The sequence below is a fragment of the Serratia sp. G204Y genome, from assembly GCF_051172435.1.
GTDB lineage: Bacteria > Pseudomonadota > Gammaproteobacteria > Enterobacterales > Enterobacteriaceae > Serratia > Serratia sarumanii.
This window is the reverse complement of record NZ_JBPIZA010000001.1, coordinates 1,780,742-1,804,717: the sequence shown is the minus strand read 5'-3', so window position 1 is coordinate 1,804,717 and position 23,976 is coordinate 1,780,742. Positions and strand designations below refer to the sequence as shown.

The following is a 23,976-nucleotide window of genomic DNA, read 5'->3' as shown; positions in this document are numbered from 1 at the left end:
ACTTTCTTAAGTATATTGAGAAAATCAGGTATATTGTCCTTCGGTTTTTAGCTACCAAGAAAAAATTACTATGATTATCAAACCTAAAATTCGTGGTTTTATCTGCACCACCGCTCACCCGGCAGGCTGTGAAGCCAACGTCCGTGAGCAAATCGCCTACGTTAAGTCGCGCGGCGAACTGAAAAACGGGCCTAAAAAGGTGCTGGTCATTGGTGCATCCACCGGTTACGGTCTGGCCTCGCGCATCAATGCCGCTTTCGGCAGCGGTGCGGCCACCATCGGCGTATTTTTCGAGAAGCCTGGCAGCGAAGGCAAAACCGGTTCCGCCGGTTGGTACAACTCCGCCGGTTTCGACAAGGCAGCTAAAGAAGAAGGCCTGTACGCGAAAAGCATCAACGGCGACGCATTCTCCAACGAGTGCCGTCAGACCGTGATCGATCTGATCAAAAAAGACCTGGGTCAGGTTGACCTGGTGGTTTACTCGCTGGCTTCGCCGGTGCGTAAGATGCCGGAAACCGGCGAAGTGGTGCGTTCCGCACTGAAGCCGATCGGCGAGCCGTACAAATCCGTCGCGCTGGACACCAACAAAGACGTGCTGGTTGAAGCCGTGGTCGAGCCGGCCAACGAGCAAGAAATCGCCGACACCGTGAAGGTGATGGGCGGCCAGGACTGGCAACTGTGGATGGACGCGCTGGACGAAGCGGGCGTGCTGGCGGATAACGCGCAGTCTGTCGCTTACTCCTACATCGGCACCGATCTGACCTGGCCAATCTACTGGCACGGCACGCTGGGCAAGGCGAAAGAAGATCTGGATCGCGCGGCGCACGCCATCAACCAGAAGCTGCAGGCCAAAGGCGGCGCGGCTTACGTTGCGGTGCTCAAGTCGGTGGTGACTCAGGCTTCCTCTGCCATTCCGGTGATGCCGCTGTATATCTCCATCGTGTTCAAAATCATGAAGGAGCAGGGCATTCACGAAGGCTGCATCGAGCAGATCCAGCGTCTGTTCGCCACCAAGCTGTACAGCGGCGCGGCGCCGGACACCGACGAAAAACACCGCCTGCGTCTGGATGACTGGGAACTGCGCGACGAAGTGCAGGAAACCTGCCGTGCCATCTGGCAGCAGTTGAACGACAACAACATCAACGAACTGACCGATTATCAGGGCTACAAGGCGGAGTTCCTGCGCCTGTTCGGCTTTGGCCTGCAGGGCGTTGACTACGACGCCGATCTGAGCGGCGAAGCCAACTTCGACGTGATCGAGCTGGTCTAAGCGCGTCGAGCGGTCAAACAAGGTCGGGTTAGCCCGGCCTTTTTTATTGCCTGCGAATTATCGGGTGGTTAAGCGAAAATGTTTATTTTGGGTTAACAGACGAACCGGGTGATTAACATCGGCAGTCGGATGGTGAAATAACGGCGGTTATTAAACTAAAGAAAGTCATTTTTTTATTTACCCTTGCCGCCGGCTGCGGGTATTTTATTTCCTTTAAGGAGGAAATTATGACATGGCGTTATTGTGCCACGGTATCGTTGTTTTTGTTGAGCGGCTGCAGCGCGATTCAGCCGACGTCGACGTCCCCAGACTGGTCTCAGCCGCAGCCTGCCACGCGGGAGCAGCGGCAACGCATCATGGCGGGTGAGTCCGCCTCCTCGGTATTACATGAAGGAAACGTCGGCATTGGCGGCACCTTTGATGGGGCGAAAATATTCGATCGTTAAGCCGCTAAATATATTCAGCCAAATTAATGCGCGCATTCTGCCGATATTGTCGGAGGGTTTACCTCTCCTGCGTTATTCTGCCGTGGCCCAACCATTCATTGCGTTAACAGACAATTCGTTTTCCTTATAGGGAACCGCCGGTTTATTTCGGCGTAATCAAAGGAGTTGCCCATGGCGAAGGAGATGGCCGCGATCTTTCTCTTGCTGTTGCTGCCGTTAAGCCAAAGCGCCGGCGCGGCGCGTTACGACAGGCCGTGCGAAGGCGTGTCGCCGGTGCTGTTTCAAAAGCGCCTGAAAGCGTTGGCGCAGGATTTGCGGCAGGAAATGAGTGAGGAAGCGACGCCGACAGAGCGCGATGCGGAGGAGCTGGCGCGCTTGGCGGAGTGCGGTATCGAGCCCGGCAAAGCGCCCGTCACCGGTGGGCAGCGAGCGCCGCATTCCGAGGAAAAACCGCCGGCATCGCCAAACGGTTGTTGAGCCGGCGTGCGCGCAGAGTCAAGCGATGTAAAAGGAGTCATTGATGAAAAGGATAGTGTTGGCCGGCGTGGCCTTGTGTAGCTGCTGCTTCGCGCAGGCGCGGGTGGATTTGGAATACCATGCGGCGCCGCCGAAGGACAGTAAGGTCACCGAGGAGTACCAGAAAAAGCGCGACGCATTGCGCCACAAGGTGTGGAATGTCGATAACCTGACGCTGGCCAACGAGCAGGCGATTGCGCGCGAACAGCAGCGCGAGGCGGCAGAGACCGCCGAGCGGCAGCAGCGGAACCTGGAGCAGCAGCAGAAAAAGCAGCGCTGCCTGCGGAGACACTCGAAAGATCCTCACCGCGAGGCGAAGTGTTACACGCACAGCTTCTAACATTAATCGTCCGGGCGCCATCAGCGCCCGGCGTCGTTTAGGCCGGGCGGCAATGCTCCTTCAGCATGGCGATCGCGTCCGGTTTCAGCTGATACAGATAGACCGGGCGGCCGGTGGCGCCGTACAGAATACGGGTGCCGAGAATGCCGCTCTCCGCCAGATAGATGAGGTACTTGCGGCAGGACACCCGCGAAATGCCGATGGCGTTGGCCAGATTGTCGGTGGAAAACTCGTTATCGTGCTGCTGTTCGATCCACTCGCAGACCGTGCTCAGGGTGATGCTGGTCAGCCCCTTCGGCAGCTTTTTGCTCTCCTGGCCGCCGGGCTGGCGGCGCAGCAGGCTGTCGACGTCGGCCTGCGAAAACTCGCGCTGCGCCAACAGCTGCGACTGCTGCCGGTAGTGGCTCAGCGCCTCCTTGAAGCGGCTGAACTGGAACGGTTTGATCAGATAATCCACCACCCCGTAGTGCAGCGCTTTTTGCACCGTGTTCACGTCGCTGGCGGAGGAGATGATGATCACGTCGGTCTTCTCGCCGAGCTCGCGCAGGCCGGGCAGCAGATCCAGCCCGTTCTCTTGCTGCATGTAGATATCCAACAGCACCAAATCGATGCTGACGCCGGCATCGGCCAGCAGCGCGCGCGCCTGGCTCAGAGTGGCGACCGTCGCCTGGCAGTGAAAACCGCCGACCTGGCTCAGGTAGTATTTGTTCAGCTCCGCCACCATCGGGTCGTCGTCGACAATCAGTACGTTAATCATGGGTTCTGCTCTTGGCCTGATAGGGAAGGTGCACGAAAAATTGGGTCAGCTCGCCCGGTTCGGACTCGAAATCGATGCTGCCGCCCAGTTTCTCCAGATGGCTGCGGATCAGCGCCAGGCCGATGCCACGTCCGGTTCCCTTGGTGGAAAATCCGTGTTCGAAGATGCGCGCGCCGATCGCCGGATCGATGCCGGGGCCATCGTCGCTGACGATACAGTGTAATTGATCGTCGTGATGATGGAAGCTCAGGCCGATCTCGTGGCCCTCAACGCCGTCGATGGCGTCGATGGCGTTTTCGATCAGGTTGCCGAGCACGCTGATCAGCACGTGGGTGGTTTCCGCATCGTCGGTTTCCGGCAGCAGGCTGGTTTCCTCGATGGTCAGCTCAACACCGGCTTCGTGGGCGCGGCTGATTTTGCCGATGAAGAAGCCCGCCACTTCCGGCGAGTGGATCTTGCGCAGCAGCGCGCCGATCTCTTCCTGATAGTTGCTGGCGGTGTTGATGATGTAGTTTTCCAACTGCTGATAGGCCTTCATGTGCAGCATGCCGAGTATCACATGCAGCTTGTTCATAAATTCGTGCGACTGCACCCGCAGCGCATCGGCGTAGTGCGCCATGCCGCTCAGCCGCTGCAGCAGGCGGCTGACCTCGGTCTTGTCGCGGAAGGTGGCGATGGCGCCGGTCACCTGGCCGTTGACGATCACCGGCACGGTATTGGTCAGCAGTTCGCTGCCGTTGAAGCCGATCTGCCGATCGCGCAGCGGCTTGCCGTCGGCCAGCACCTCCGCCAGATGCAGCTGCGCCGGCCAATGCTTGCTGGCGGCGTCCAGCAACAGATTTTCCACCGGGCCGCTTTGGCGCAGCAGGCGCTTGGCTTCGTCGTTGACGATGGTGATGCGGGATTCAGTATCGACCGCGATCACGCCTTCTTTAATCGACTGCAGCATGGCGTTGCGCTGTTCGAACAGGTTGGAGATTTCGTAAGGCTCGAAACCCAGCATGATGCGCTTGAGCGCGGAGACCAGGAAGAAGGTGCCCAGGCTGCCGACCAGGGCGGCGAAGGCGATGGTCCAATAGATGATCCAGCGGCTCTCCGCCACCACCCGCTGCACGGTGTCCAGCGCGATGCCGAGCGCCACCACGCCGATTTGTTGTTTCTGCGCGTCATACACCGGCACGAACACCCGCAGCGCCGGGGCCAGCGTGCCGCGGTTGATGGCACTGTTGACGTTGCCTTGCAGCGCGGGCGCCAGATCGTCGCCGATAAAATGCTTGCCGATCAGCCAGGGTTTGGGGTGCGAATAGCGGATACCCTGCATATCTACCACCACCACGAACAGCAGCTCGTTTTGATGGCGCACCTGCTCGGCGAAGCGCTGAATGGCGCCGCTTTGCTCGCGCCGCTGCAGGCCGTCAACTACGGTGCTGGAGAGCGCCAGCGTATTGGCGACGGCGATGGCTTTCTGCTGCAGCTGATCTTGCCCCTCGCGGCTCATCTGCACGAAAAACAGCGCGAACACCACCAGCAGCACCGAAGCGATGATGGCGGACACCATCAGCGTGATGGAGGTGCTCAGCTTGAGCGGCACCCGTTGTTTTGGCATGGCGGTTCTCCGAATGGCGATATCACGGCGTATTCTAGCGAGGAATGAGGCAAGCTGCAGTTACCGGCAGCAGGTTATAGCATGCTGCCGGGGAGCGGGGGGCTTATTTTAGTTACAAAAGCGGGTCACTGCTGGTGGTAGATCTCCAGCGCCTGTTGGCCGCTGGCGCCCTGATGGATGATTGCCATCAACGCGCGCACCACCTGCGACGGATTGCTGTGTTGATAGACGTTGCGGCCGTAAACCATGCCGGAGGCACCCTGGGCCATCAGCGCGGCGGATTTCTCCAGCACCGGCTCCAGCTCCCCCTTGCCGCCGCCGCGCACCAGCGTCGGGCAGCGCGCCGCTTCCACCACGCGGTGAAAATCTTCCACCCGCTCGGTTGGATCGGCCTTGATGATGTCGGCACCCAGCTCGCGCGCCAGCCGCACCAGCGGCACGATCTTCTCCACGTCGCCGAGCGAGCCGTAGGCGGCGCCCTGGCCGGCCGGCGCCATCACCAGCGGTTCGATCATCAGCGGCATGGCGTAGCGATCGCAGGCGTGGCGCAGGCGGCCGATGTTCTCCACGCACTGGCGGAAAATGCCGGGCTCATCCGGGATCATATACAGATTGACCACCACCGCGGCGGCGTCCATTTGCAGCGCCGCCAGGATTGGCGCCTCCGGATTGTGCAGCACCGCCCACATCTCGCGGTGGCGGGCGGCGTTATAGGCGTTGCCGACGTCGGTGCGCATCACCAGCGCCGGTTTTTCGCGCTGCGGCGCGCGCTGCAGCAGATCCGCCTGGCCGTAGTTGACCTGAATGGCGTCGGGGCGCGCGGCGATCAGGTTGCCCATCACCCGTTCGATATCTTCCAGGCCGATCAAGAAATCCGGTTCGTTGGCGATGCCGTGATCGATCGCCACGTCCAGGCACTTGCCGTTGTTGAACAGGCGGTTCATCCGCACCTTGCTGCTGAGCTGCATGTCAGGTCCTCCTGAGATAGGGATATGTCCATTATTGCCGAGTAAGGATGGTCGGGAAACGCGGAAACCGCAAACTGCGCGGCCGCTCGCAGTTTTTGCCGGCGCACGAAAGGAGCACGCTCGCCGGCGGCTTGCACTTCATTTGTTAGATCCGTGTCATGTTTTTGTTAATAAGCCATTCCAAAATGCATGTTTCGCTTGTTTGGGTTAAAAAGTTTCAATAACCTAAATTATGAAATAAACATTTAATAAAACGGTAAAGACGCCGTTTGTTGTGCCAGGGGTTTATTTCAATTGGTTGTTTTTAATCTATTTTGAGACATCGATCACCATTTTTACAACGGCCTTGATACGGCGATAACGCGGTAAATTCGCCGTATCAAAGGGATAACTCCGACCGTATTGTTGTTTGAATGTAAAAAATATTTTTCATTAGCTGTCAACCAACAGACCTCTTCATTCTAACGATTAAAGGGTAACGAACATGAAGCTGAAGAAACTGATCGCCGCCTCGGTACTGATGTGCATGCTGCCGGCCAGCGTGCTGGCGAAAGACATCAAGATCGGCGTTTCCATGGCTTACTTCGATGACAACTTCCTCACCATTCTGCGCCAGTCGATGCAAAACAAAATGAAGGCCGACGGCAACGTCAGCGGCCAGTTCGAAGACGCCAAGGGCGACATCGCGCAGCAAATTCAACAAATCGAAAACTTCGTCAGCCAGGGCGTCGACGCCATCATCCTCAACCCGGTGGATACCCAGGGCGTCAAGCCGATGATCAAGCTGGCCGAGAAGGCCAAGATCCCACTGGTGTTCGTCAACCGCAAGCCGGAAGTGGCGCTGCCGGCCGGCATGGCCTACGTCGGCTCCGACTCCAAGCTGGCCGGCAAGCTGCAGATGGAGGAACTGGCCAAGCTGATGAACGGCAAGGGCAACGTGATGATCCTGATGGGCGAGCTGTCGAGCGAAGCCACGCGCGACCGCACCCGCGGCGTGGAAGAGGTGGCGGCCAACTACCCCGGCATCAAGATTATCGATAAGCAAACCGCCAAATTCTTCCGCAAAGAGGCGGTAGACGTCACCACCGACTGGATTTTGTCCGGCCAGCAGATCGACGCCATCGCCTCCAACAACGACGAAATGGCCATCGGCGCTATTTTGGCGCTGAAGCAGGCCAAGAAATCCGGCGTGCTGGTGGCCGGCGTTGACGGCACGCCGGACGCGCTGGAGTTCATCAAGAAGGGCGATCTGGCGCTGAGCGTGTTCCAGGACGCTAAAGGCCAGGGCGAAGGCGCGGTGCAGACCGCCGTTCAACTGGTGAAAGGCGAGAAAGTGGAGAGCAACGTGCTGATCCCTTACCAGCTGATCACCCAGGCCAATTACCAGCAATTCGCCGATAAAAACAAGAAATAAGCCTTGAAGCCCGCCGCGGGCGCCGGTGTGGGGCGAGCGCGGCGGAAAACGTGGGTCAGTGCGGAGGTAAGCGGTATGTACCCTTATGTTCTTGAGGCCGAAGGCATCAGCAAGCAGTTCCCCGGCGTCAAAGCGCTGGATAAGGTCTCGATTAAAATCAAACCCGGCAGCGTGCACGCGCTGATGGGGGAAAACGGCGCGGGCAAATCGACGCTGATGAAATGCCTGATCGGCATCTACCACCCGGACGAAGGCTCGATCAAAATCAAAGGCCGGCCGGTCACCTTCAGCGACACGCTGCAGGCGCTGCATTCGGGCATTTCCATGATCCACCAGGAGCTGAACCTGGTGCCCTACATGACGGTGGCGGAAAACATCTGGCTGGGGCGCGAGCCGGCGCGGCTGGGGTTCGTCAACCACGAACAGCTGAACGAACAAACCCGCGAGCTGCTGGCGCGGCTGAACATCAAACTGCAGCCGGACACGCTGGTGGGCGAGCTGAGCATCGCCAATCAGCAGATGGTGGAGATCGCCAAGGCGGTGTCCTATAACGCCGACGTGCTGATCATGGACGAACCGACCTCGGCGCTGACCGAAGGCGAAGTGGTGCACCTGTTCGCCATCATCCGCGAGCTGCGCGAGCAGGGCAAAGGCATCATCTATATCAGCCACAAGATGGACGAGATCTTCGCCATCACCGACGAAGTGAGCATTTTCCGCGACGGTACCTTCATCGCCTGCGACAAAACCGAAAACCTGACCAAACAGTCGCTGATCACCATGATGGTGGGGCGCGAACTGACGCAGATGTTCCCTAAATTCAACAACAATATCGGCGAGGAAGTGCTGCGGGTGGCGGGGCTGCGCCGCAGCGGCTGGTTCCATGACGTGTCGTTCAGCGTCAAGCGCGGCGAGATCCTCGGCGTCGCCGGGCTGGTGGGCGCCGGGCGCAGCGAAGTGATGGAAAGCCTGTTCGGCATGCACCCGGCGGACGGCGGCGAGATCTTTATCGAAGGCCAGGCGGTGAAGGTGGATTCCCCGGCGAAGGCGATCGAGAGCGGGTTGGCGTTCCTCACCGAAGACCGCAAGAAATCCGGCCTGTTTCTGGTGCTGTCGGTGGTCGAGAACATGAGCATCGTCAACCTGTCGGAATACATCGGCAAGAACGGTTTCGTCAGCCATGTGCAGATGGCCAAAGACTGCATGGAGCAGATTAAAAAGCTCAACATCAAAACGCCGACCATGGATCAGATCATCAATAACCTCAGCGGCGGCAACCAGCAGAAGGTGCTGATCGCGCGCTGGCTGCTGGCGCAGCCGAAAATCCTGATCCTCGACGAACCGACGCGCGGCATCGACGTGGGGGCGAAAGCGGAAATCTACCGCCTGATCAGCGAGCTGGCCAACCGCGGCGTCGCCATCATTCTGGTCTCCTCCGAACTGCCGGAGATCCTCGGCATGAGCGACCGGGTAATGGTGATGCACGGCGGCCGCATCACCGGCATTTTGGACAAAGACGACGCGGACCAGGAGAAGATCCTGGCGCTGGCCTCAGAATAACGAAGGGTGAACATCATGAGTAACGTAAAGATTGAGAAGCCGCTCTCCGCCGATTCAACGGGCAAGGGAACGCTGTTCTCCGGGCTGAGCGGCAAAATGCCGAAGGATACCGGCATCTTCATCGTGATGATCGGCATCGCGCTGATCTTCGAAATCCTCGGCTGGTACATGCGCGATCAGTCGTTCCTGCTGAATCCGAACCGCCTGCTGCTGATCGTGCTGCAGGTGGCGATCATCGGCATCATTGCGGTGGGCGTCACCCAAGTGATCATCACCACCGGCATCGATCTCTCCTCCGGCTCGCTGATTGCGCTGACCGCGGTGGTGGCGGCCAGCCTGGCGCAGACCTCGGACAGCATCTCGCCGATGTATCCGGGGCTGCTCGATCTGCCGGCGGCGATCCCGATCGGCGCGGGGATCGGGGTGGGCATCGTCTGCGGCTTTATCAACGGCTTCCTGATCACCCGCACCGGCATTCCGCCGTTCATCGCCACGCTGGGGATGATGGTGTCGGCGCGCGGCCTGGCGCAGTACTACACCAAGGGCAACCCGGTCAGCTTCCTGTCGGACGGCTTCACGTCGATCGGCCAGGGCGCAATGCCGGTGATCATCTTCCTGGTGATTGCGGTGATCTTCCATATCGCGCTCAAGCACACCCGCTACGGCAAATACATCTACGCCATCGGCGGCAACATGACCTCGGCGCGGGTCTCCGGCATCAACGTCAACAAGTACCTGGTGACGGTTTACACCATCGCCGGCGGCCTGGCGGGGTTGGCGGGCGTGGTGCTGGCGGCGCGCGTCAGCAGCGGCCAGTCGAGCATGGGGATGTCGTATGAGCTGGACGCCATCGCCGCGGCGGTGATCGGCGGCAGCAGCCTGATGGGCGGCGTCGGGCGCATCACCGGCACGCTGATCGGCGCGGTGATACTCGGCCTTATCAAAAGCGGCTTCACCTTTATCGGCGTCGACTCTTACATTCAGGACATCATCAAGGGCGTGATTATCGTCGCCGCCGTGTCGATCGACATGCGGCGCAACCGCAAAAAACACTGATTGCCGTGAATTGCCGCCGGCGTCAGGGTTGGCCGGCGGCTTTTTTTTACCTGGGGGGCACATCATGAACTACCTGAAAGGGCTGTGGCTGGCGGTGGCGCTGTGCGCGTCTACCCCGGCATGGGCGCAAACCATCGGCGTGTCGATGGCCTATTTCGACCAGAACTTCCTCACCATCATCCGCCAGGCGATCGACAAGGAGGCCAAGGCGCGCGGCATCACCGTGCAGTTCGAGGACGCGCGCGGCGACGTCGGCCGCCAGACCGATCAGGTGCAGAGCTTTATCAGCGCCGGGGTGGACGCGATTATCGTCGATCCGGTCAACTCGGCCAGCACGCCGGTGATGACCAAAATGGTGCAGGCCGCCGGCGTGCCGCTGGTGTACGTGAACCGCACGCCGGGCGATACCAAACTGCCGCAGGGCGTGGTGTTCGTCGGCTCCGACGAGCGGGAATCCGGCACGCTGCAGATGGAAGAGCTGGCGCGGCTGGCCGGCTATCAGGGCAACGTGGCGGTGATGATCGGCAACCTGACCGACGCCGGCGCGCTGCAGCGCACCAAAGACGTGGAGCAGGTGGTGAGCAAGTACCCGAAAATGAAGGTGGTGCAGAAGCAGAGCGCCAACTATTCACGCAGTGAAGGTATGGATCTGATGATGAACTGGCTGACCAACGGCGAAGCGATCGACATCGTCGCCGCCAACAACGACGAAATGGCGATCGGCGCAATCATGGCGCTGCAGCAGGCGGGCAAGGCGGACAGGAAAGTGCTGATCGGCGGCATCGACGCCACGCCGGACGGCCTCAAGGCGCTGGCCTCCGGCAAGATGCAGGTCACTGTGTTCCAGGACGCGGTCGGCCAGGGCAAAGCCTCGGTCGATGTGGCGCAGCGCATGATCAACGGGGAAAAACTCGAACCGTATTACTGGATCCCGTTCGAGCTGGTGACGCCGGCCACGATGCAGAAGTATGCGGCCAGGCCGTGAGTTAACCGTCAGATTCGCGTTGCCGGGGCGCTGCTTGCAGCGCCTTTTTTATTGGCGTCAGTTACATGTCCGCTTGCGGCCAGCGCGGCGCCGGATCTTGCTTCACACTGAGGATCTTTAAACCGTGTGAGGATGAGCGATGAATGCATTAAACGGCAAGGTGGCGGTGATCGGCGGCGCCAGTTCGGGGATCGGCAAAGCGGCGGCGCTGCTGTTCGCCCGCCAGGGGGCTGCGCTGGTGTTGGGCGCGCGGCGCGAGCCGCTGTTGGCGGAGCTGGTGGAGGACATTCGGCGCGAGGGCGGCCGGGCGCTTGCGGTGGCGGGCGACGTGCGCGACGAAGCCTTCGCCGAACGGCTGACGGCGACGGCGGTCGACGAATTCGGCGGGCTGGATATCGCCTTCAACAACGCCGGCACCTTAGGGCCGCTGGGGCCGTCGCTGGCGTTGAGTGCCTCAGAGTGGCGCGAGGTGTTGGAAACCAACCTGTCCAGCGCCTACTACGGCGCCAAATATCAAATCCCCGCCATGCTGGCGCGCGGCGCGGGCTCGGTGATTTTCACCTCCACCTTCGTCGGCCACACCGCGGCGTTTCCCGGTACGGCGGCCTATGCGGCCGGCAAGTCGGGGCTGATCGGCCTGACGCAGGCGCTGGCGGTGGAGTTCGGCGGGCGCGGCATTCGGGTGAACGCGCTGCTGCCGGGCGGCACCGATACGGCGATGGGCCGGCAGATGAGCCATACCCCGGAGGCGTTGGCGCAGGTGGCCGAACTGCACGCGCTGAAGCGGCTGGCGATGCCGGAGGAGATCGCGCAGGCGGCGCTGTATCTGGCGTCTGACGCTGCTTCATTCGTCACTGGCACCGCGATGCTGGTGGACGGCGGGGTGTCCATCCAGCGCGGCTGAGGCCACGGGCGCCGTGGCCTCAACGGGTGTCAGAAAGCGGACAGGTGGCGGCTCACGATCTCGCGGCCGATCTCCAGCGAGGCGGTCGCTGCCGGAGAGGGGGCATTGCACACGTGCAGCGAGCGTTTACCCTGCACGAAGTGGAAGTCGTCCACCAGCTTGCCGTCGGCGGTCAGCGCCTGGGCGCGCACGCCGGCCGGGCCGGGGCGAATATCCTGCTCCTGCAGCGCCGGGATCAGCCGACGGGCGTTCTCGGCAAAGCGGCGGCGCGACAGCGAACGGCGCATTTCCGCCAGCCCTTCGCCGAGGTAGTTGCCGGCGATTTTCCAAAAGCCGCGATAGCCGAGCACCTCGCTCAGATCGCGCAGGCTGAAGTCGCATTTGCGGTAGCCTTCGCGTTTGAAGGCCAGCACCGCATTGGGGCCGACGTCGCGCTTGCCGTTATACATACGGGTAAAATGCACGCCGAGGAAAGGGAAATCCGGGTTGGGCACCGGGTAGATCAGATGGTTGACCAAGTGGTTTTTCGCGTCGTCCAGCACATAGTATTCACCGCGGAACGGCACGATCTTCATGCCGGTTTCGTAACCGGCCAGTTTGGCGATGCGATCGCTGAACAGCCCCGCGCAGTTGATCAGCAGTTTTCCCTCGAAGGAGTCGCCGGCGGCGGTGACGGTGACGCCGCCGGCGTGTTCGCGGATGGCCTCAACCTGATGGCCGTAGGCGATCTCGCCGCCGCGCCGCACGATGATCTCCGCCAGCTTGGCGGCCACCTCCGCGTAGTTGACGATACCGGCGTCGGGCACCAGCAGCGCTTCAAGGCCATTGACGTGCGGTTCGCGCTCCCGCAGCTGCGCCTGCGACAGCCGGGTGACCTGCAGGCCGTTTTGCAGGCCGCGCTGATAGATGTTCTCCAGCCGATCCAGTTCGTTTAGCTGGGTGGCGACAATCACCTTGCCGCATTGGTCGTGATACAGGTCGTGTTCGCGGCAGAAGGCGAACATGCTGCGGTTGCCCTGTTTTGCCAACTGTGCTTTCAGGCTGCCGGGCGTGTAGTAGATGCCGGAATGCACCACGTTGCTGTTGTGGCCGCTTTGGTGCGCCGCCGGGCCGCGCTCTTTTTCCAGGATCAGAATGCGCCGCTGCGGATCCGCTTCCTGCAGCGCATTCACCACGCCGAGCCCCACCAGGCCGGCACCGATAACGATCGCGTCGTACATCACGGCTCTTGCTCCTCGTTTTCCAGGCGGCGTAATTTGCCGCGTACGTTGTTCAGATGGCTTTGCATGGCGGCGGTGGCCGCCGCCGCATCGCCGTCGCGAATGGCGATAAATACCCGCTCATGTTCGTCGATCACCCGCTGGCGCTCGGCCTGCCGCCCTAGGTTTTTGCTGAGCGAGTACACCAGCACCCCCAGATACAGCTCGTGCATGTTATCGAGGATCTGCACGAAAAAGGGGTTATGCGAAGCCTGCATGATGGCGCGGTGGAACAGGTAGTCCTGCCGATAGCCGATCTGGCCGTCGTTGAGCGTACAGTCACGAAAGGCGAGGTGCGCCTGTTCGATCGCCTGCAACTCCTGTTCGGTGCGGCGCTCGGCGGCCATGCGCGCCGCCTGCTGTTCCATGACTTCGCGCATTTCCAGCAGCGCTTCCACCTCGCAGCGGTCGGCTACCTCCATCACCAGCGGTTCGTATTTGCTCAGCAGCGAATGCTGTTCCACCCGGTGGCCGCCGCCCTGGCGTGAGGAGATGATGCCGCTGACCTCCAGCACGCCGAGCGCCTCGCGCACCGGCACCCGGCTGACGCCGAACGCGTCCGCCAACACGTTTTCCGACGGCAGCTTCTCGCCGACCGGAAAGGTGCCGTCGTTGATGCCGGCTTTCAGCTGCGCCAGCACCTGATGAGAGGCTTTCTGGCGCGTGACCTTGCGGATCATGACGCGCCTCCCGGCAGCGCGGCGCGCTGTTTATAGCGCAGCAGGTGCATGGCGGCGGCGGCGGCGATCAGGGCCGCGCCGCCCAGATCGGTCATCAGGCCCGGTTTGATCAGTAAAATCGCCGCCGCGGTAAACAGCACCCGCTCCAGCCAGTGGGTCTTCATCAGCCAGAAATTGGCGCTGGCGATCGACAGGGCGTAGATCCCCACCAGCGCGCTGATCACCATATGCAGCACCGACAGCGGGTTGAGATCGTCGCCCTGCATCAACAGCATCGGGTTGTAGACCAGAATGAACGGGATGATAAAGCCCGGCAGCGCCAGGCGCACCGCGTCCCACGAGGTTTGCATCGGATCGGCTCGGGCGATGCTGGCGGCGGTGTAGCTGGCCAGCGCCACCGGCGGCGTGATGTTGGACAACGCGCCGAACCAGAACACGAAGAAATGCGCCGCCAGCGGCAGCACGCCGGCTTTGATCAGGATCGGCGACACGGTCACCGCCACCACGATGTAGAGCGCGGTCGAGGGTAGCCCCATGCTGAGCACGATGCACACCAGCATCACCACCAGCAGGATCATCCACAGGGTGTTGTCGGTCATGGCGACGATGTTGAACGCCAGCGTGGAGCCGATGCCGGTCATGGTCACCACGCAGATGATCACGCCGATGGCGGCGCAGGCGATGGTGACCTGGATCGAGCCGCGCGCCGCGTCGTTCAAGGCCAGCGCGATTTTTTTCGGCGTCATGCGCACCGAACTGTCGGGGGTGAGCCAGCTGGCGACGATGATGGCAATGATGCCGAGGAAGCCGGCATAGATCGGCGTTTTACCCAGCAGCAGCGTGCCGATGACGATGACGAGCGGCAGCAGCAACAGCCCGCGCGCCTTCAGCACCGCGCGCACCTGAGGGATGTTCTCCTTGTTGATGCCCTTCAGGCCCTGTTTCTTGGCCTCCAGGTCGATAGCCATGATCAGCGCGGCGTAATAGAGCAGCGCCGGCACGATGGCGGCGATGACGATGGTGGTGTACGAGATGCCGAGGAAGCCGGCCATGATAAACGCCGCCGCGCCCATGATGGGGGGCATGATCATGCCGCCGGTGGAGGCGGTGGCTTCCACGGCGCCGGCGAAGCGGGACGACAGCCCGATGCTTTTCATCAGTGGAATGGTGAAGGTGCCGGTGGTGGCGACGTTGGCCACCGCGCTGCCGCTCAATGAGCCGGTCAGTGCCGACGAGATCACCGCCACCTGGGCCGGGCCGCCGCGGCGGCGTCCGGCGGCGGCCAGCGCCAGATCGTTGAACAGCGCGGTTGCGCCGCTGACGCTGAGAAAGGCGCCGAACAGAATAAACACCACGATGGCGGTGGAGGCGGTGGACAGGGTGATGCCGAAAATCCCCTCGCTGGTCATGAACAGCCGATACAGCAGGCGTTCCACCGAGAAGCCCCCGTGGCCGAAAATGCCCATGAAGTACTGCCCGAACAGCGCATAGAGGATGGCGAAAGTCGCCAGGCCGGGGATGAAATAGCCGGTGGTGCGCCGCGCGGCTTCGAACAGCACGCCGATACCGATCGCCGCCATCACATAATCGGTGGCGTTGGGGATGCTCTTGCGCACCACGTGCAGATCGACGTAGTTAACGTAGAAATAGCCGTAGCTGACCAGCGTCAGGATGATGAACAGATAGTCCCAGCGGTTGAAACTGCGGGTGGCGTGCCGGGCCGAGAAGGGGAACAGGATAAAGCCCAGGATCAGAATGCCGCTCAGGAACGTGGTGTTGCGGTAGAACTCCTGCGTGTTGGACAGCGCGTTGGCGTAGATGGCATAGGCGGAAATGGCGATCGCCAGGACGGTTGCCAGCTGCAAATAGATGCCGCTCAGCGGCCGGTTGCCGGCGCCGGCTTCCTTGTCCAGATCGACGGCGGGCTGCGGTGAAGAAGGGTGAGTGCTCATACGTCCTCCTGGGTTAGGGGTTGGCGGCCAGCGCGGCGGCTTCCGGCGGGATCAGATAATCGGGTATCTCGACGCCGGCTTCGCGGTAGTAGCGATAGGCGCCGAGGTGCAGCGGCACGGAAACGCCTTTCAGCGCATTCTCCAGCGAGATGTATTTGGCCGAGCTGTGCACCTGGTGCACTTCCGGCAGGTTCTCGAACATCGTTTTGGTCAGGTCGTACACCAGCTTTTCATCGAGCCGGCTGAGGGCCACCAGAATATTGGGCTGCGCGATGGTGGCGACCGCTTTGGGCTGGCGGGGGTAGGTCTCCGCCTTGATGTCGAAGCGGAACCAGGAGTTGGCGATGGCGTTGATGCTGGCCAGCTGTTCGTCGGTGACTTCCAGGATGCGTGCCGGCACGCCGCTGGCATACATGTCGGTGACGGCGGCGGCCGGCACCCCGGCGGGCAGGGCGCCGCCGTCCAGGCGCCCGTCGCGCATCGCGGAAACCGTGTCGCCGTAGCCGAGGTATTCCGCCGACAGCGACTTCTTGGTCAGGTTGACGCCCTGTAGGATGATCATCGTCGACTGTTCGGTGCCGCTGGCCTGCGGCCCGACGGAAAAGCGCGTGCCGGCGATATCGTTCAGCGTGCCGTCTTTGACCCGGCTTTCCAGCATCACGAAGTGTTCGACGTTGGGCCACAGCATGGAGATGGAGCGCAGATCGCCGTAGGCGCGGCCGTCGAAGTTGCGCACGCCCTGATAGGCTTCGACGGCGATCAGGCTCTGCAAAATCGCCAGCTGCGCCTCGTCCTTTTGCAGCAGATCGATATTCTCGATCGAACCGGCGGAGGATTGGCCGGTGACCTGTATCCCCTGGCGTTTCAGCCGGTTGCTCCAGACGTTGGCCAACCCGACGCCCATTGGGTAGTAGGTGCCGCCGGTGGAGGCGGTGGCGACGGAGAGGAAGGTTTTATCGGCGTTTTCCGCTTTACCGGCGATGGCCAGCAACGCGGCGCCGACCACGGCACAGGTAACAAGCAACGCTTTGATTTTTCTATTTTTCATTATTTTCCCCAGCGGTTTTTTGAAACAAATAGAAAACATTTACGCAAACTTGTATACAACATGGCAGCTTTATTCACCTAAAGCGCCGTGCTTGATTTGTGATCTGAGTGGGCGAAAATTGAACGGCGCGGCGGAGGGCGGAAATGAAAAACCCGCGGCGGGCGCCACGGGCATGCGGGGGAGGGTTACCAGCCTTTGACGGCGTCGCCCTTGTAGATGTCGGCGGCGCTGGCCGCCACTTCATCGGTCTGATAGGCCTTGACCAGATCCTTCACTTTCTCGCTGTCTTTGTTGTCGATGCGGCTGGCGAAAATGTTGACGTACGGCGAGTTTTTGTCTTCGACAAACAGCCCGTCCTTGGCCGGCGACAGGCCGATCTGGCTGGAATAGTTGGTGTTGATGATCGCCAGCGTCACTTTCTGATCGTCCAGCGCGCGCGGCAGCTGCGGCGCTTCAATCTCGACGATCTTCAGCTTTTTCGGGTTGCCGACGATGTCCAGCGCGGTCGGCAGCAGGCCGACGCCGTCTTTCAGGGTGATCAGCCCCTGTTTTTGCAACAGCAGCAGCGAGCGGCCCAGATTGGTCGGATCGTTCGGCACCGCCACCTGCGCGCCGTCCGGCAGCTGGCTGAGTGCGGTTATCTTCTTCGAATAGCCGGCGATCGGGTAGACGAAGGTGTTGCCCACCGCGGCCAGCTTGTAGCCGCGTTCCTGCATCTGCTTGTCGAGATACGGCTTGTGCTGGAAGGCGTTGACGTCCAGATCGCCGTTATTCAGCGCTTCGTTTGGCAGCACGTAGTCGTTGAAGGTCACCACCTCCACGTCCAGATCGTATTTCTGCTTGGCGACCTTTTGCACCACCGCCCACAGCGACTGATCGATGCCGGCGCTGATGCCGACCTTGATGTGGTGATCGTCCTGTGCCGTCGGGCCACAGGCGGTCAGCAGCAGCGTGCCGGCGGCGGCCAGCGCCAGGGTGAGGTTTTTCAGCGTAAATGTCATTTTCCCAGGGTCCTTGTCAACATTGCCTGCTAATTTGGGCGGGCAGAATAGTGGCAGTGACTGTAGGTAATCACTGGGATAAAACAAAATACTGATTCACTATGACTCATAGCGATTAGCTATGAGCGGCCGCCGCCTGGCGCGGTGCGGATTGTTTTGACGGCGAATCGGCGGGCTTATTATGATAGCCGTTGGCCCGCGAGGGCAGACTGGGTACTGAAACGAAGGAAAAAACAATGCGATTGAACACTTGGAGCAAGGCGCTGCTGCCGCTGGTGGTGTTGGCCTGCGTCTCGGCGACTCAGGTTCGGGCGGCGGAGAGCGATACCGGGCCGATCCCCAAACAGCTGCTGGGCAACTGGCGCGTCAGTAAAATTGTGCCGACTCAGACCACCGGCTGCTGGGATCAACAGCAGGCGCAGAGCCTGATCGGCGGTAAAATCAGCTATAAGGCGGATGCATTCAGCTGGAACGGCACGGCGCTGAAAAGCGAAGGTGCCACCGTCAGCACCGTAGAAGCGCAGGAGTTCGTCGAGGACAATTCCGGCAGCAGTTCCTACATCGATTTCCCGATGCTGGGCATCAGCACGCCGTCGGTCGAGCGCGTGGCCATTCAGCACGCGGATACCGTCATCAAAGGCATCACCGATCAGGGCACCGATGGGGTGCCCGGCGATAACGTGCTGGTGAAAGACGCCAACACGCTGATCCTGTCGCTGTGCAACGTCTGGTTTGAGGCGCAGCGCGAAAAGTAATCTCTCCCTTCCGCCCCGGCAACGGGGCTTTCCCGCCGTTATCTCTCCCGCCGCGCGCGCCGTTTCTGAACTAAAATTAACCATAACGATATGACTCTGACGTGATATCGGAGCCTCGGCTCTACCGAGTCCATGACAGGAGGCGCTATGTGTTACCACCATATTGTCATCGCCACCGATCTGAGCGATGACGGCAAACGATTGGTCGAAAAGGGGGCGCTGTTAGCGGAGGCGCTGAAGGCCAAACTCTCGCTGATCTATGTGGACGTCCACTACGACACTTACCATGCGGCAATCGGCTTTTCGGAGCACAGCTATGAGGGCGCGTCGTTCGAAGAGAAGATCCGCAAAGAGCTGGAACCCACCACGCAAAACGTCAATTATCCGATCACGGAAGTGATTATCGGGCGCGGCGGCTTTGTTGACGAACTGCGCACGGCAGTGGTGGACAAGAATATCGATCTGCTGGTGTTCGGCCACCACCACGATTTGTGGAGCAACCTGTTTTCTTCCACTCGCAACGCCATCAACCAGCTGAATATCGACGTGCTGGTGATCCCGATCCGCTCATAAACGCGGGCCACCGCCGGGCAACGATGGCGGTGGCCGCTGCGGCTTATTGCGTGAAGAAGTCGTTATACAGCATGTACAGGTGCGCCGCGCTCCAGGAGAAGTTCGGCGCGCCCTGTTGCTTGCCGGTGAGCGGGTTGTAGTTCTCGCGGATCGGCCCGTCGGCGACCAGGCCGTCGGCGTGGCGGAAGAAAGCCTGCGCCATCGCCACCGCATCGTCGCGATAGCCGTAGCGTTCCATGCCCTTGAGGCCGAAATACAACTGATCGACCCACACGCGGCCGCGCCAGTAGATGTCCGCGCCGAACGCCGGATTGGTCAGCGCCGCGGTACCGAGCGGCACGTAGGTATTGAACTCGCGCGGATCCTTCATCACCCTGACCACCGCATCGGCGTGCGGCTGGCTGGCGGCGCCGTTGAACAGCGGCGACCAGCCTTCCGGCCCTTTGCCGCGTTCGACGATCGGTTTGCCGGCGCAGCCGTTGGCCAACGGCCGGCTTTCGATGCGGATGTCATAGAAGAAACCGCTGTGCTTGTCGAACATGCAGGTGTTGATGTAGGCCGCCAGCCGGTCGGCTTTGGCGCGGAAGGCGGCGGCCTCGGCGCCGTGGCCGAGAATATCGGCCATCTCCGCCAGATAGCGGTTGTCGCTGTACATGTAGCTGGCCTGATCCACCGACTCCTGCAGCAGCGAATAGCCGAGCAGCGTGCCGTCCGGCGCGCGGTTTTCGGCGAATTTCACCTGCCAGTCTTCGCGTTTGCCGCCCTGCGCCAGGTAGCGCGCCAATTGATCCGGATCGATAAAGCCGAATACCGCCGCGTCGTCGCGGCCCGACTCCCAGGAGGCGGCGGTCTGCGCCGGGATCTCGATGCTGTCGTACTGCCCCTCGCGCACGATGCGATCGTAATTGTCGAGGCCGGCCAGCGTTTGCTCGCGCTGCCCGCGTTTGACGGTGAACAACATGCGTCCGTCGGGGGTATTGTGCGCTTTGTCGCGGGTTGCGCCGTACTCCGGCACGCCGTTGCCGTTGTGGTCACGGTTGCGCAGCCACCAGTCATGGTAGGCCACCAGCTTCGGGTACATCTCCGCCAGCCAGCCCTTATCGCCGGTGACGCGATACACCTCCATCACCGCCCAGGCCGCCAGGCTCGGCTTGGTGTTGCGCTCGTTCCAGTTACCGCCGTCGCCGCCGCGCTCCGGGCTGGGGTTGTAGGCGATAAGGTCGGGCAGGAAACCGGCGTCCCACGGGCGCAGGGCATCGCCCGGCCGGATCTGGAAGGCGAACACCGCGCGGATGTTGTCCTTGGCCACGTCCGGGTTGAAGTGCGCCATGGCGTAGGCCTGTTTCCAGGTGTCCCACGGCCAGGTCTGGTTGCCGGAGAACCAGCGTCCGGTCACCGAGGGGGTGACCGAGTCGAACTTCATCGCCCTGGCGGCGCCGCGCCAGTTGCCGTTGAGCGTTTCCATCGCTTTGACCGCCACGCGGGTTTGTTCCGCCGTGGCGTGCGGGTTGCTGAGCCCTGTGGCGAGATAGCGTTCCCAACGCTGGGCCGACGCGGCCATATAGCGCTGCGGGTGAGCGAGGATGTCGGCGATGGCGCGTTGTTCGCGCCGCGCTTCTTCGGCGGTAAGCAGGTGCGAGTAGGTGGTGTACAGGGTGGTGGAGCTGGCGATGCGCGCCGTGGCGCGGAAGCGATGGCCGTCGACCGTGGTGCGCTGCGGCAGCGATTTGTGGATCTGATACTCGGACTGGCCGGAGGTCATCAGCTGCGACGGCGCGCGCACTTTGCCGAAGGTGACGCGCAGGCCGTCAGCCGTTGGCACAATGCGGCGCGTGTAGTCAGGAAATGCCTGCTCGAGGGTCGCCGGCGGCTGCGGTTTTTGCTCTTTGGCCGCGTAGCGCTCCAGCAATTCACCGTCCCACACCAGCTCCAGCGGCGTGTCGGTCAGGATTTGGGTTTCCAGCAGCGAGGTGCGCGCGCCAGCGAAGCGCAGCGTCAGGTTGACGGCCACGCCCGGCGCGCTGAGCCGCTGCACCAGGGCACCGGGCAGGCTGTAGGCCGTCATGGTGAAATGCACCGGTTTACCGTTTCGATAGACGCTGAGCCGATCGAAATTGTTGGCCATAAAGTTGATGTACTCTTCCGTCAGCAGCGCCGGGCCGGGGAAACCGCCCATGCCTTCCGGCCCGCTCGGCAACAGGTGGCCGTGCCAGGCGCCGAGATCGAAGAACGGATTGAAGCGCTGGTGATCGTCGAAATCATAATCGAGCATAAAGTGCGGCGCGCCGCGGCGGTCGATGACGTTTTTATAGCGCTCGGCCAACGGGGCGTCGGCGTCGGGCGTTTTCGGCGCGCAGCCCGTCAGCGTCAGCGCGAGGGTGAGGGCAGTGGCCAGCGGGGTCAGGGGAGTCATGTTCATCGTAGGAGCCTCAACGGTTACCAATAGAAATATTGCATCAGGAACACCGAGTTGCTGGCGCCGGTGCTGTCGTTGCGCATGAAGAATTTGCTGTCCAGCGCGGTGGCCAGCTTGCCGCCGGCGTATTCATACCAGACGCCGCACTGGGCGTATGAGGTGGCAGTATCCGCCGCATTATCAAACCGGTGGCGGGCGTAGCTGTAGGCGGTGGAGAGATACAGCCCTTTGGCAGTTTCCGTCATCGCGCTGAGCATCAGGCCCGACTCGCTGCCGGAATGGCCGCCGCTGTCGCCTTTGCCGGTGTGGTGCCAGACGCGGCCGGCCAGGTGTTGGCCGCGCAGCCCCAGCAAAAACAGCTGCCCCAGGCCGTCGGTCACTTCCAGGCCGTTCAGCAGCGTCAGATTGTCCTGCAGGTCGTACTGGGTGTAGCCGTTGATCATCGCCCGATAGGTGTACTTGTCGGAATAGCGATCGTATTTGCCGAAGTGCAGCAGCGCCTTGCTCTCGTCGATGCGGCTTTCCGGCGCCGCCGTCACGCTGTAGCGAAAGCGCCCGGTCAGGTTTTGCAGCTTGGCGGCGTAGCTGAGATCGCGGGTGTTGGGGATCACGTAGCCGTATTCCGGCGTGAAGTCGCCCCACCATTGCAGGTCGTCGAGCGACGAGTCGTTGCGCACGCTGAGCATCATCTCGGTGCCGTCGTCGGTGCGGTAACCGCCGTAAAAGCGGTTCAACCCGCCCTCGAAGCCGCCCCAACCGTGGCCCGGCGTCCAGGCGTGGCCCTGGCTGTCCGCCTGCACGGTCCAGCCTTCGCCGTAAATCAGGCCGAACCAGTGGCCCCGTTTGATCTCCAGGCCGCCTTCGATATAGGTGCCGTCGCTGTATTGATGCTGATGTTCGCCGTTCAAATAGACGCTGCCGCCGATGCCGAGCTCGCCGTAAAAACGCAGGGCGGTCGCGGCGCTATCGGGTAACGGCGGCGGCGGGAGCTGATTGCGCTCCGCCGGGGTCACCGGTTCCTGCGCCGCCCAGGCGGGCGCGTTAACGAGCAGCAACAAGGGCAACAGGGCGTGATGGCTTAGTGATTTCATGGGGCATAGGCCTGGTGTTGGGTGGATCGGAACGTCAGCCGAGCGGCGGCTCACGCGAGGTCGCTCCCGGCTCCCTGGGAGAAAAAACCGCCCCGGCGGGACGGTAAACGGCAGGTATATTAGTAAAATATTTAGTAAAAAATATGCTTTAATCAGTAAATCGTTAACTTGATCACAGCGGGTGAAATGGGTATCTTTCGCTGCAGGCGCCCGGCAACGGCTGGCATGAGCGTGTTCTGGCCTGGTCTGGGAAGGAGAGGAGGCGGGCGACGCTGTACGCCGCGGCGCTATCCGATTAAGCTACCGTTTTTCGTCTGTGCATTGGGACTCTATGGCCACACTGAAGGAAATTGCTGAAGCCGCTAATGTGTCCGTCGCCACCGTTTCGCGCGTGTTGAATGACGACCCCACCCTGAGCGTGAAGGCGCAAACCCGCCAGAAGATCCTGGAAGCGGCGGAACGCCTCGAATACAAGATCGCACCTTCCAAACGGCAAAGCGGGCAACGCCTGCATTTCGCCGCGCTGTTCACCTATACGCAGGGCGTGGAGATCAACGATCCCTATTACCTGGCGATGCGCTACGGCATCGAGACGCAGTGCGAAAAGTTGGGCGTGGCGCTGAGCGCCGGTTACGACTGCAACGGCGACAAGGCGCTGCCGGCGGCCGACGGCCTGCTGGTGATCGGCCGGCCACAGCCCGCGCTGTATGAGCAGCTCGGGCAGCAGGAAACGCCGGTGGTGTTCATCGACGGCGTGGTGGAGGATGAGCGGTTTGACTGCGTCAATGTCGACCTGTACAAGATCAGCCGCAAGGTGATCGACTACTTCATCGGCCGCGGCTATCAGCGCATCGGCTTTATCGGCGGGCGCGACCATCCGGCCGGCATCGACCAGCGCGAGCAGGCATTCGTCGAGTATGGCCGGCAGCAAAATGTGGTGCGAGCGCAGGACATTTACCACGGCGATTTCAGCAGCCAGTCGGGCTACCAGTGCGCGAAAGCGATGTTGCAGAGCCAGAATGGCTATCCGCCGGCGCTGCTGGTGGCGACCGATTCGATCGCCATCGGCGTGCTGCGCGCGCTGCACGAACACGGCATTCAGGTGCCGGGGCAGATCGCGCTGATCAGCGTCAACGATATTCCCACCGCCCGCTTTATTTTCCCCGCCTTGTCCACGGTGCGCATCCCTTCGGAAACCATGGGCGCACAGGCCGTCAACCTGCTGGCGGAGCGGCTGCGCGATGAGCGCGCCGTCCCGCTGTCGATCTTCGTTCCCAGCTCGCTGCAGCTGCGCGACACCACCGTCGCCTGACCGGCCCCCGCCTCGGCGGGGGCGTTGGCGCTCAAAATTAACGTCATGATAAAAAAAGGCCTTTGAG

The 23,976-nt window shown here is 61.5% G+C and carries 22 protein-coding genes; 12 read left to right on the top strand and 10 right to left on the bottom strand.

Going from position 1 to position 23,976, the window contains the following annotated elements; translation table 11 throughout:
* Positions 1–70 precede the first annotated feature (70 nt).
* From fabV to ACSBQQ_RS08765, 4 genes are all read left to right on the top strand, one after another.
* The gene (fabV, locus tag ACSBQQ_RS08780; RefSeq protein WP_033638117.1) at positions 71–1,270 is read left to right on the top strand and encodes an enoyl-ACP reductase FabV; all 1,200 of its coding nucleotides are present in this window, start codon (positions 71–73) and stop codon (positions 1,268–1,270) included.
* Positions 1,271–1,497: 227 nt separating this feature from the next.
* Positions 1,498–1,716 carry a hypothetical protein gene (locus ACSBQQ_RS08775; RefSeq protein WP_033646423.1) on the top strand — a complete coding sequence of 73 codons (219 nt, stop codon included), beginning with the start codon at positions 1,498–1,500 and terminating at the stop codon, positions 1,714–1,716.
* A 171-nt stretch (positions 1,717–1,887) separates the two neighbouring features.
* On the top strand, positions 1,888–2,193 hold the full coding sequence (locus ACSBQQ_RS08770) for a hypothetical protein (protein WP_033646422.1): 306 nt from the start codon (positions 1,888–1,890) through the stop codon (positions 2,191–2,193).
* Positions 2,194–2,236: 43 nt separating this feature from the next.
* Entirely contained in the window at positions 2,237–2,572 is a 336-nt protein-coding gene (locus ACSBQQ_RS08765; protein WP_033638120.1) for a hypothetical protein, read from the top strand.
* Positions 2,573–2,609: 37 nt separating this feature from the next.
* Here ACSBQQ_RS08765 and dcuR read toward each other — a convergent pair whose 3' ends face one another.
* From dcuR to ACSBQQ_RS08750, 3 genes are all read right to left on the bottom strand, one after another.
* Positions 2,610–3,329 carry a two-component system response regulator DcuR gene (gene dcuR / locus ACSBQQ_RS08760; protein ID WP_033638121.1) on the bottom strand — a complete coding sequence of 240 codons (720 nt, stop codon included), beginning with the start codon at positions 3,327–3,329 and terminating at the stop codon, positions 2,610–2,612.
* On the bottom strand, positions 3,322–4,935 hold the full coding sequence (locus ACSBQQ_RS08755) for a sensor histidine kinase (protein WP_060428505.1): 1,614 nt from the start codon (positions 4,933–4,935) through the stop codon (positions 3,322–3,324). Before ACSBQQ_RS08755 ends, dcuR begins: the two co-directional genes overlap by 8 nt.
* Positions 4,936–5,060: 125 nt before the next feature.
* Entirely contained in the window at positions 5,061–5,903 is an 843-nt protein-coding gene (locus ACSBQQ_RS08750) for a class I fructose-bisphosphate aldolase (protein ID WP_060428507.1), read from the bottom strand.
* A gap of 484 nt (positions 5,904–6,387) precedes the next feature.
* Here ACSBQQ_RS08750 and ACSBQQ_RS08745 point away from each other — a divergent pair, with 484 nt between their 5' ends.
* The 5 genes from ACSBQQ_RS08745 (at position 6,388) to ACSBQQ_RS08725 (ending at position 11,822) form a co-directional block, all read left to right on the top strand.
* Positions 6,388–7,317 (top strand): sugar ABC transporter substrate-binding protein, encoded by a 930-nt coding sequence (locus tag ACSBQQ_RS08745; protein ID WP_033638124.1) that lies wholly within the window; start codon positions 6,388–6,390, stop codon positions 7,315–7,317.
* Positions 7,318–7,392: 75 nt separating this feature from the next.
* Positions 7,393–8,877, top strand: a complete 1,485-nt coding sequence (locus tag ACSBQQ_RS08740) for a sugar ABC transporter ATP-binding protein (protein ID WP_033646419.1) — start codon at positions 7,393–7,395, stop codon at positions 8,875–8,877.
* A 15-nt stretch (positions 8,878–8,892) separates the two neighbouring features.
* Positions 8,893–9,933, top strand: coding sequence for an ABC transporter permease (locus tag ACSBQQ_RS08735; RefSeq protein ID WP_025160279.1), 1,041 nt, complete (start codon positions 8,893–8,895; stop codon positions 9,931–9,933).
* Between the two features lie 64 nt (positions 9,934–9,997).
* A complete protein-coding gene (locus ACSBQQ_RS08730; protein ID WP_043147241.1) occupies positions 9,998–10,918 on the top strand; it encodes a sugar ABC transporter substrate-binding protein in 921 nt (306 codons plus the stop codon).
* Between the two features lie 139 nt (positions 10,919–11,057).
* A complete protein-coding gene (locus ACSBQQ_RS08725) occupies positions 11,058–11,822 on the top strand; it encodes an SDR family oxidoreductase (RefSeq protein WP_041034692.1) in 765 nt (254 codons plus the stop codon).
* A gap of 29 nt (positions 11,823–11,851) precedes the next feature.
* Here ACSBQQ_RS08725 and lhgO read toward each other — a convergent pair whose 3' ends face one another.
* From lhgO to metQ, 5 genes are all read right to left on the bottom strand, one after another.
* Entirely contained in the window at positions 11,852–13,042 is a 1,191-nt protein-coding gene (gene lhgO, locus ACSBQQ_RS08720; protein ID WP_060428511.1) for an L-2-hydroxyglutarate oxidase, read from the bottom strand.
* Positions 13,042–13,761 carry a FadR/GntR family transcriptional regulator gene (locus ACSBQQ_RS08715; protein ID WP_033653838.1) on the bottom strand — a complete coding sequence of 240 codons (720 nt, stop codon included), beginning with the start codon at positions 13,759–13,761 and terminating at the stop codon, positions 13,042–13,044. The genes lhgO and ACSBQQ_RS08715 overlap by 1 nt, the downstream gene beginning before the upstream one ends.
* Positions 13,758–15,713, bottom strand: a complete 1,956-nt coding sequence (locus tag ACSBQQ_RS08710; protein ID WP_033646414.1) for a TRAP transporter permease — start codon at positions 15,711–15,713, stop codon at positions 13,758–13,760. The genes ACSBQQ_RS08715 and ACSBQQ_RS08710 overlap by 4 nt, the downstream gene beginning before the upstream one ends.
* 13 nt (positions 15,714–15,726) lie before the next feature.
* Positions 15,727–16,761, bottom strand: coding sequence for a TAXI family TRAP transporter solute-binding subunit (locus ACSBQQ_RS08705; protein WP_033638131.1), 1,035 nt, complete (start codon positions 16,759–16,761; stop codon positions 15,727–15,729).
* 185 nt (positions 16,762–16,946) lie between these two features.
* Positions 16,947–17,762 carry a methionine ABC transporter substrate-binding lipoprotein MetQ gene (gene metQ, locus ACSBQQ_RS08700; RefSeq protein WP_033638132.1) on the bottom strand — a complete coding sequence of 272 codons (816 nt, stop codon included), beginning with the start codon at positions 17,760–17,762 and terminating at the stop codon, positions 16,947–16,949.
* A gap of 236 nt (positions 17,763–17,998) precedes the next feature.
* On the opposite strand from metQ, the gene ACSBQQ_RS08695 reads away from it, so the two are divergent.
* Positions 17,999–18,517 (top strand): hypothetical protein, encoded by a 519-nt coding sequence (locus tag ACSBQQ_RS08695; protein WP_033638133.1) that lies wholly within the window; start codon positions 17,999–18,001, stop codon positions 18,515–18,517.
* Between the two features lie 147 nt (positions 18,518–18,664).
* Positions 18,665–19,090, top strand: a complete 426-nt coding sequence (locus tag ACSBQQ_RS08690; protein ID WP_033646413.1) for a universal stress protein — start codon at positions 18,665–18,667, stop codon at positions 19,088–19,090.
* A 43-nt stretch (positions 19,091–19,133) separates the two neighbouring features.
* Here ACSBQQ_RS08690 and ygjK read toward each other — a convergent pair whose 3' ends face one another.
* Together ygjK and ygjJ are read right to left on the bottom strand one after the other, a co-directional pair.
* Complete coding sequence (ygjK, locus tag ACSBQQ_RS08685) at positions 19,134–21,509, bottom strand: alpha-glucosidase (RefSeq protein ID WP_080431103.1); 2,376 nt, start codon at positions 21,507–21,509, stop codon at positions 19,134–19,136.
* A gap of 17 nt (positions 21,510–21,526) precedes the next feature.
* On the bottom strand, positions 21,527–22,597 hold the full coding sequence (gene ygjJ / locus ACSBQQ_RS08680; RefSeq protein WP_039566552.1) for a protein YgjJ: 1,071 nt from the start codon (positions 22,595–22,597) through the stop codon (positions 21,527–21,529).
* Positions 22,598–22,928: 331 nt separating this feature from the next.
* Between ygjJ and ebgR the strand changes: the two genes are divergently transcribed.
* A complete protein-coding gene (ebgR, locus tag ACSBQQ_RS08675; RefSeq protein WP_060428513.1) occupies positions 22,929–23,909 on the top strand; it encodes a transcriptional regulator EbgR in 981 nt (326 codons plus the stop codon).
* The last annotated feature ends 67 nt before the right edge of the window (positions 23,910–23,976 follow it).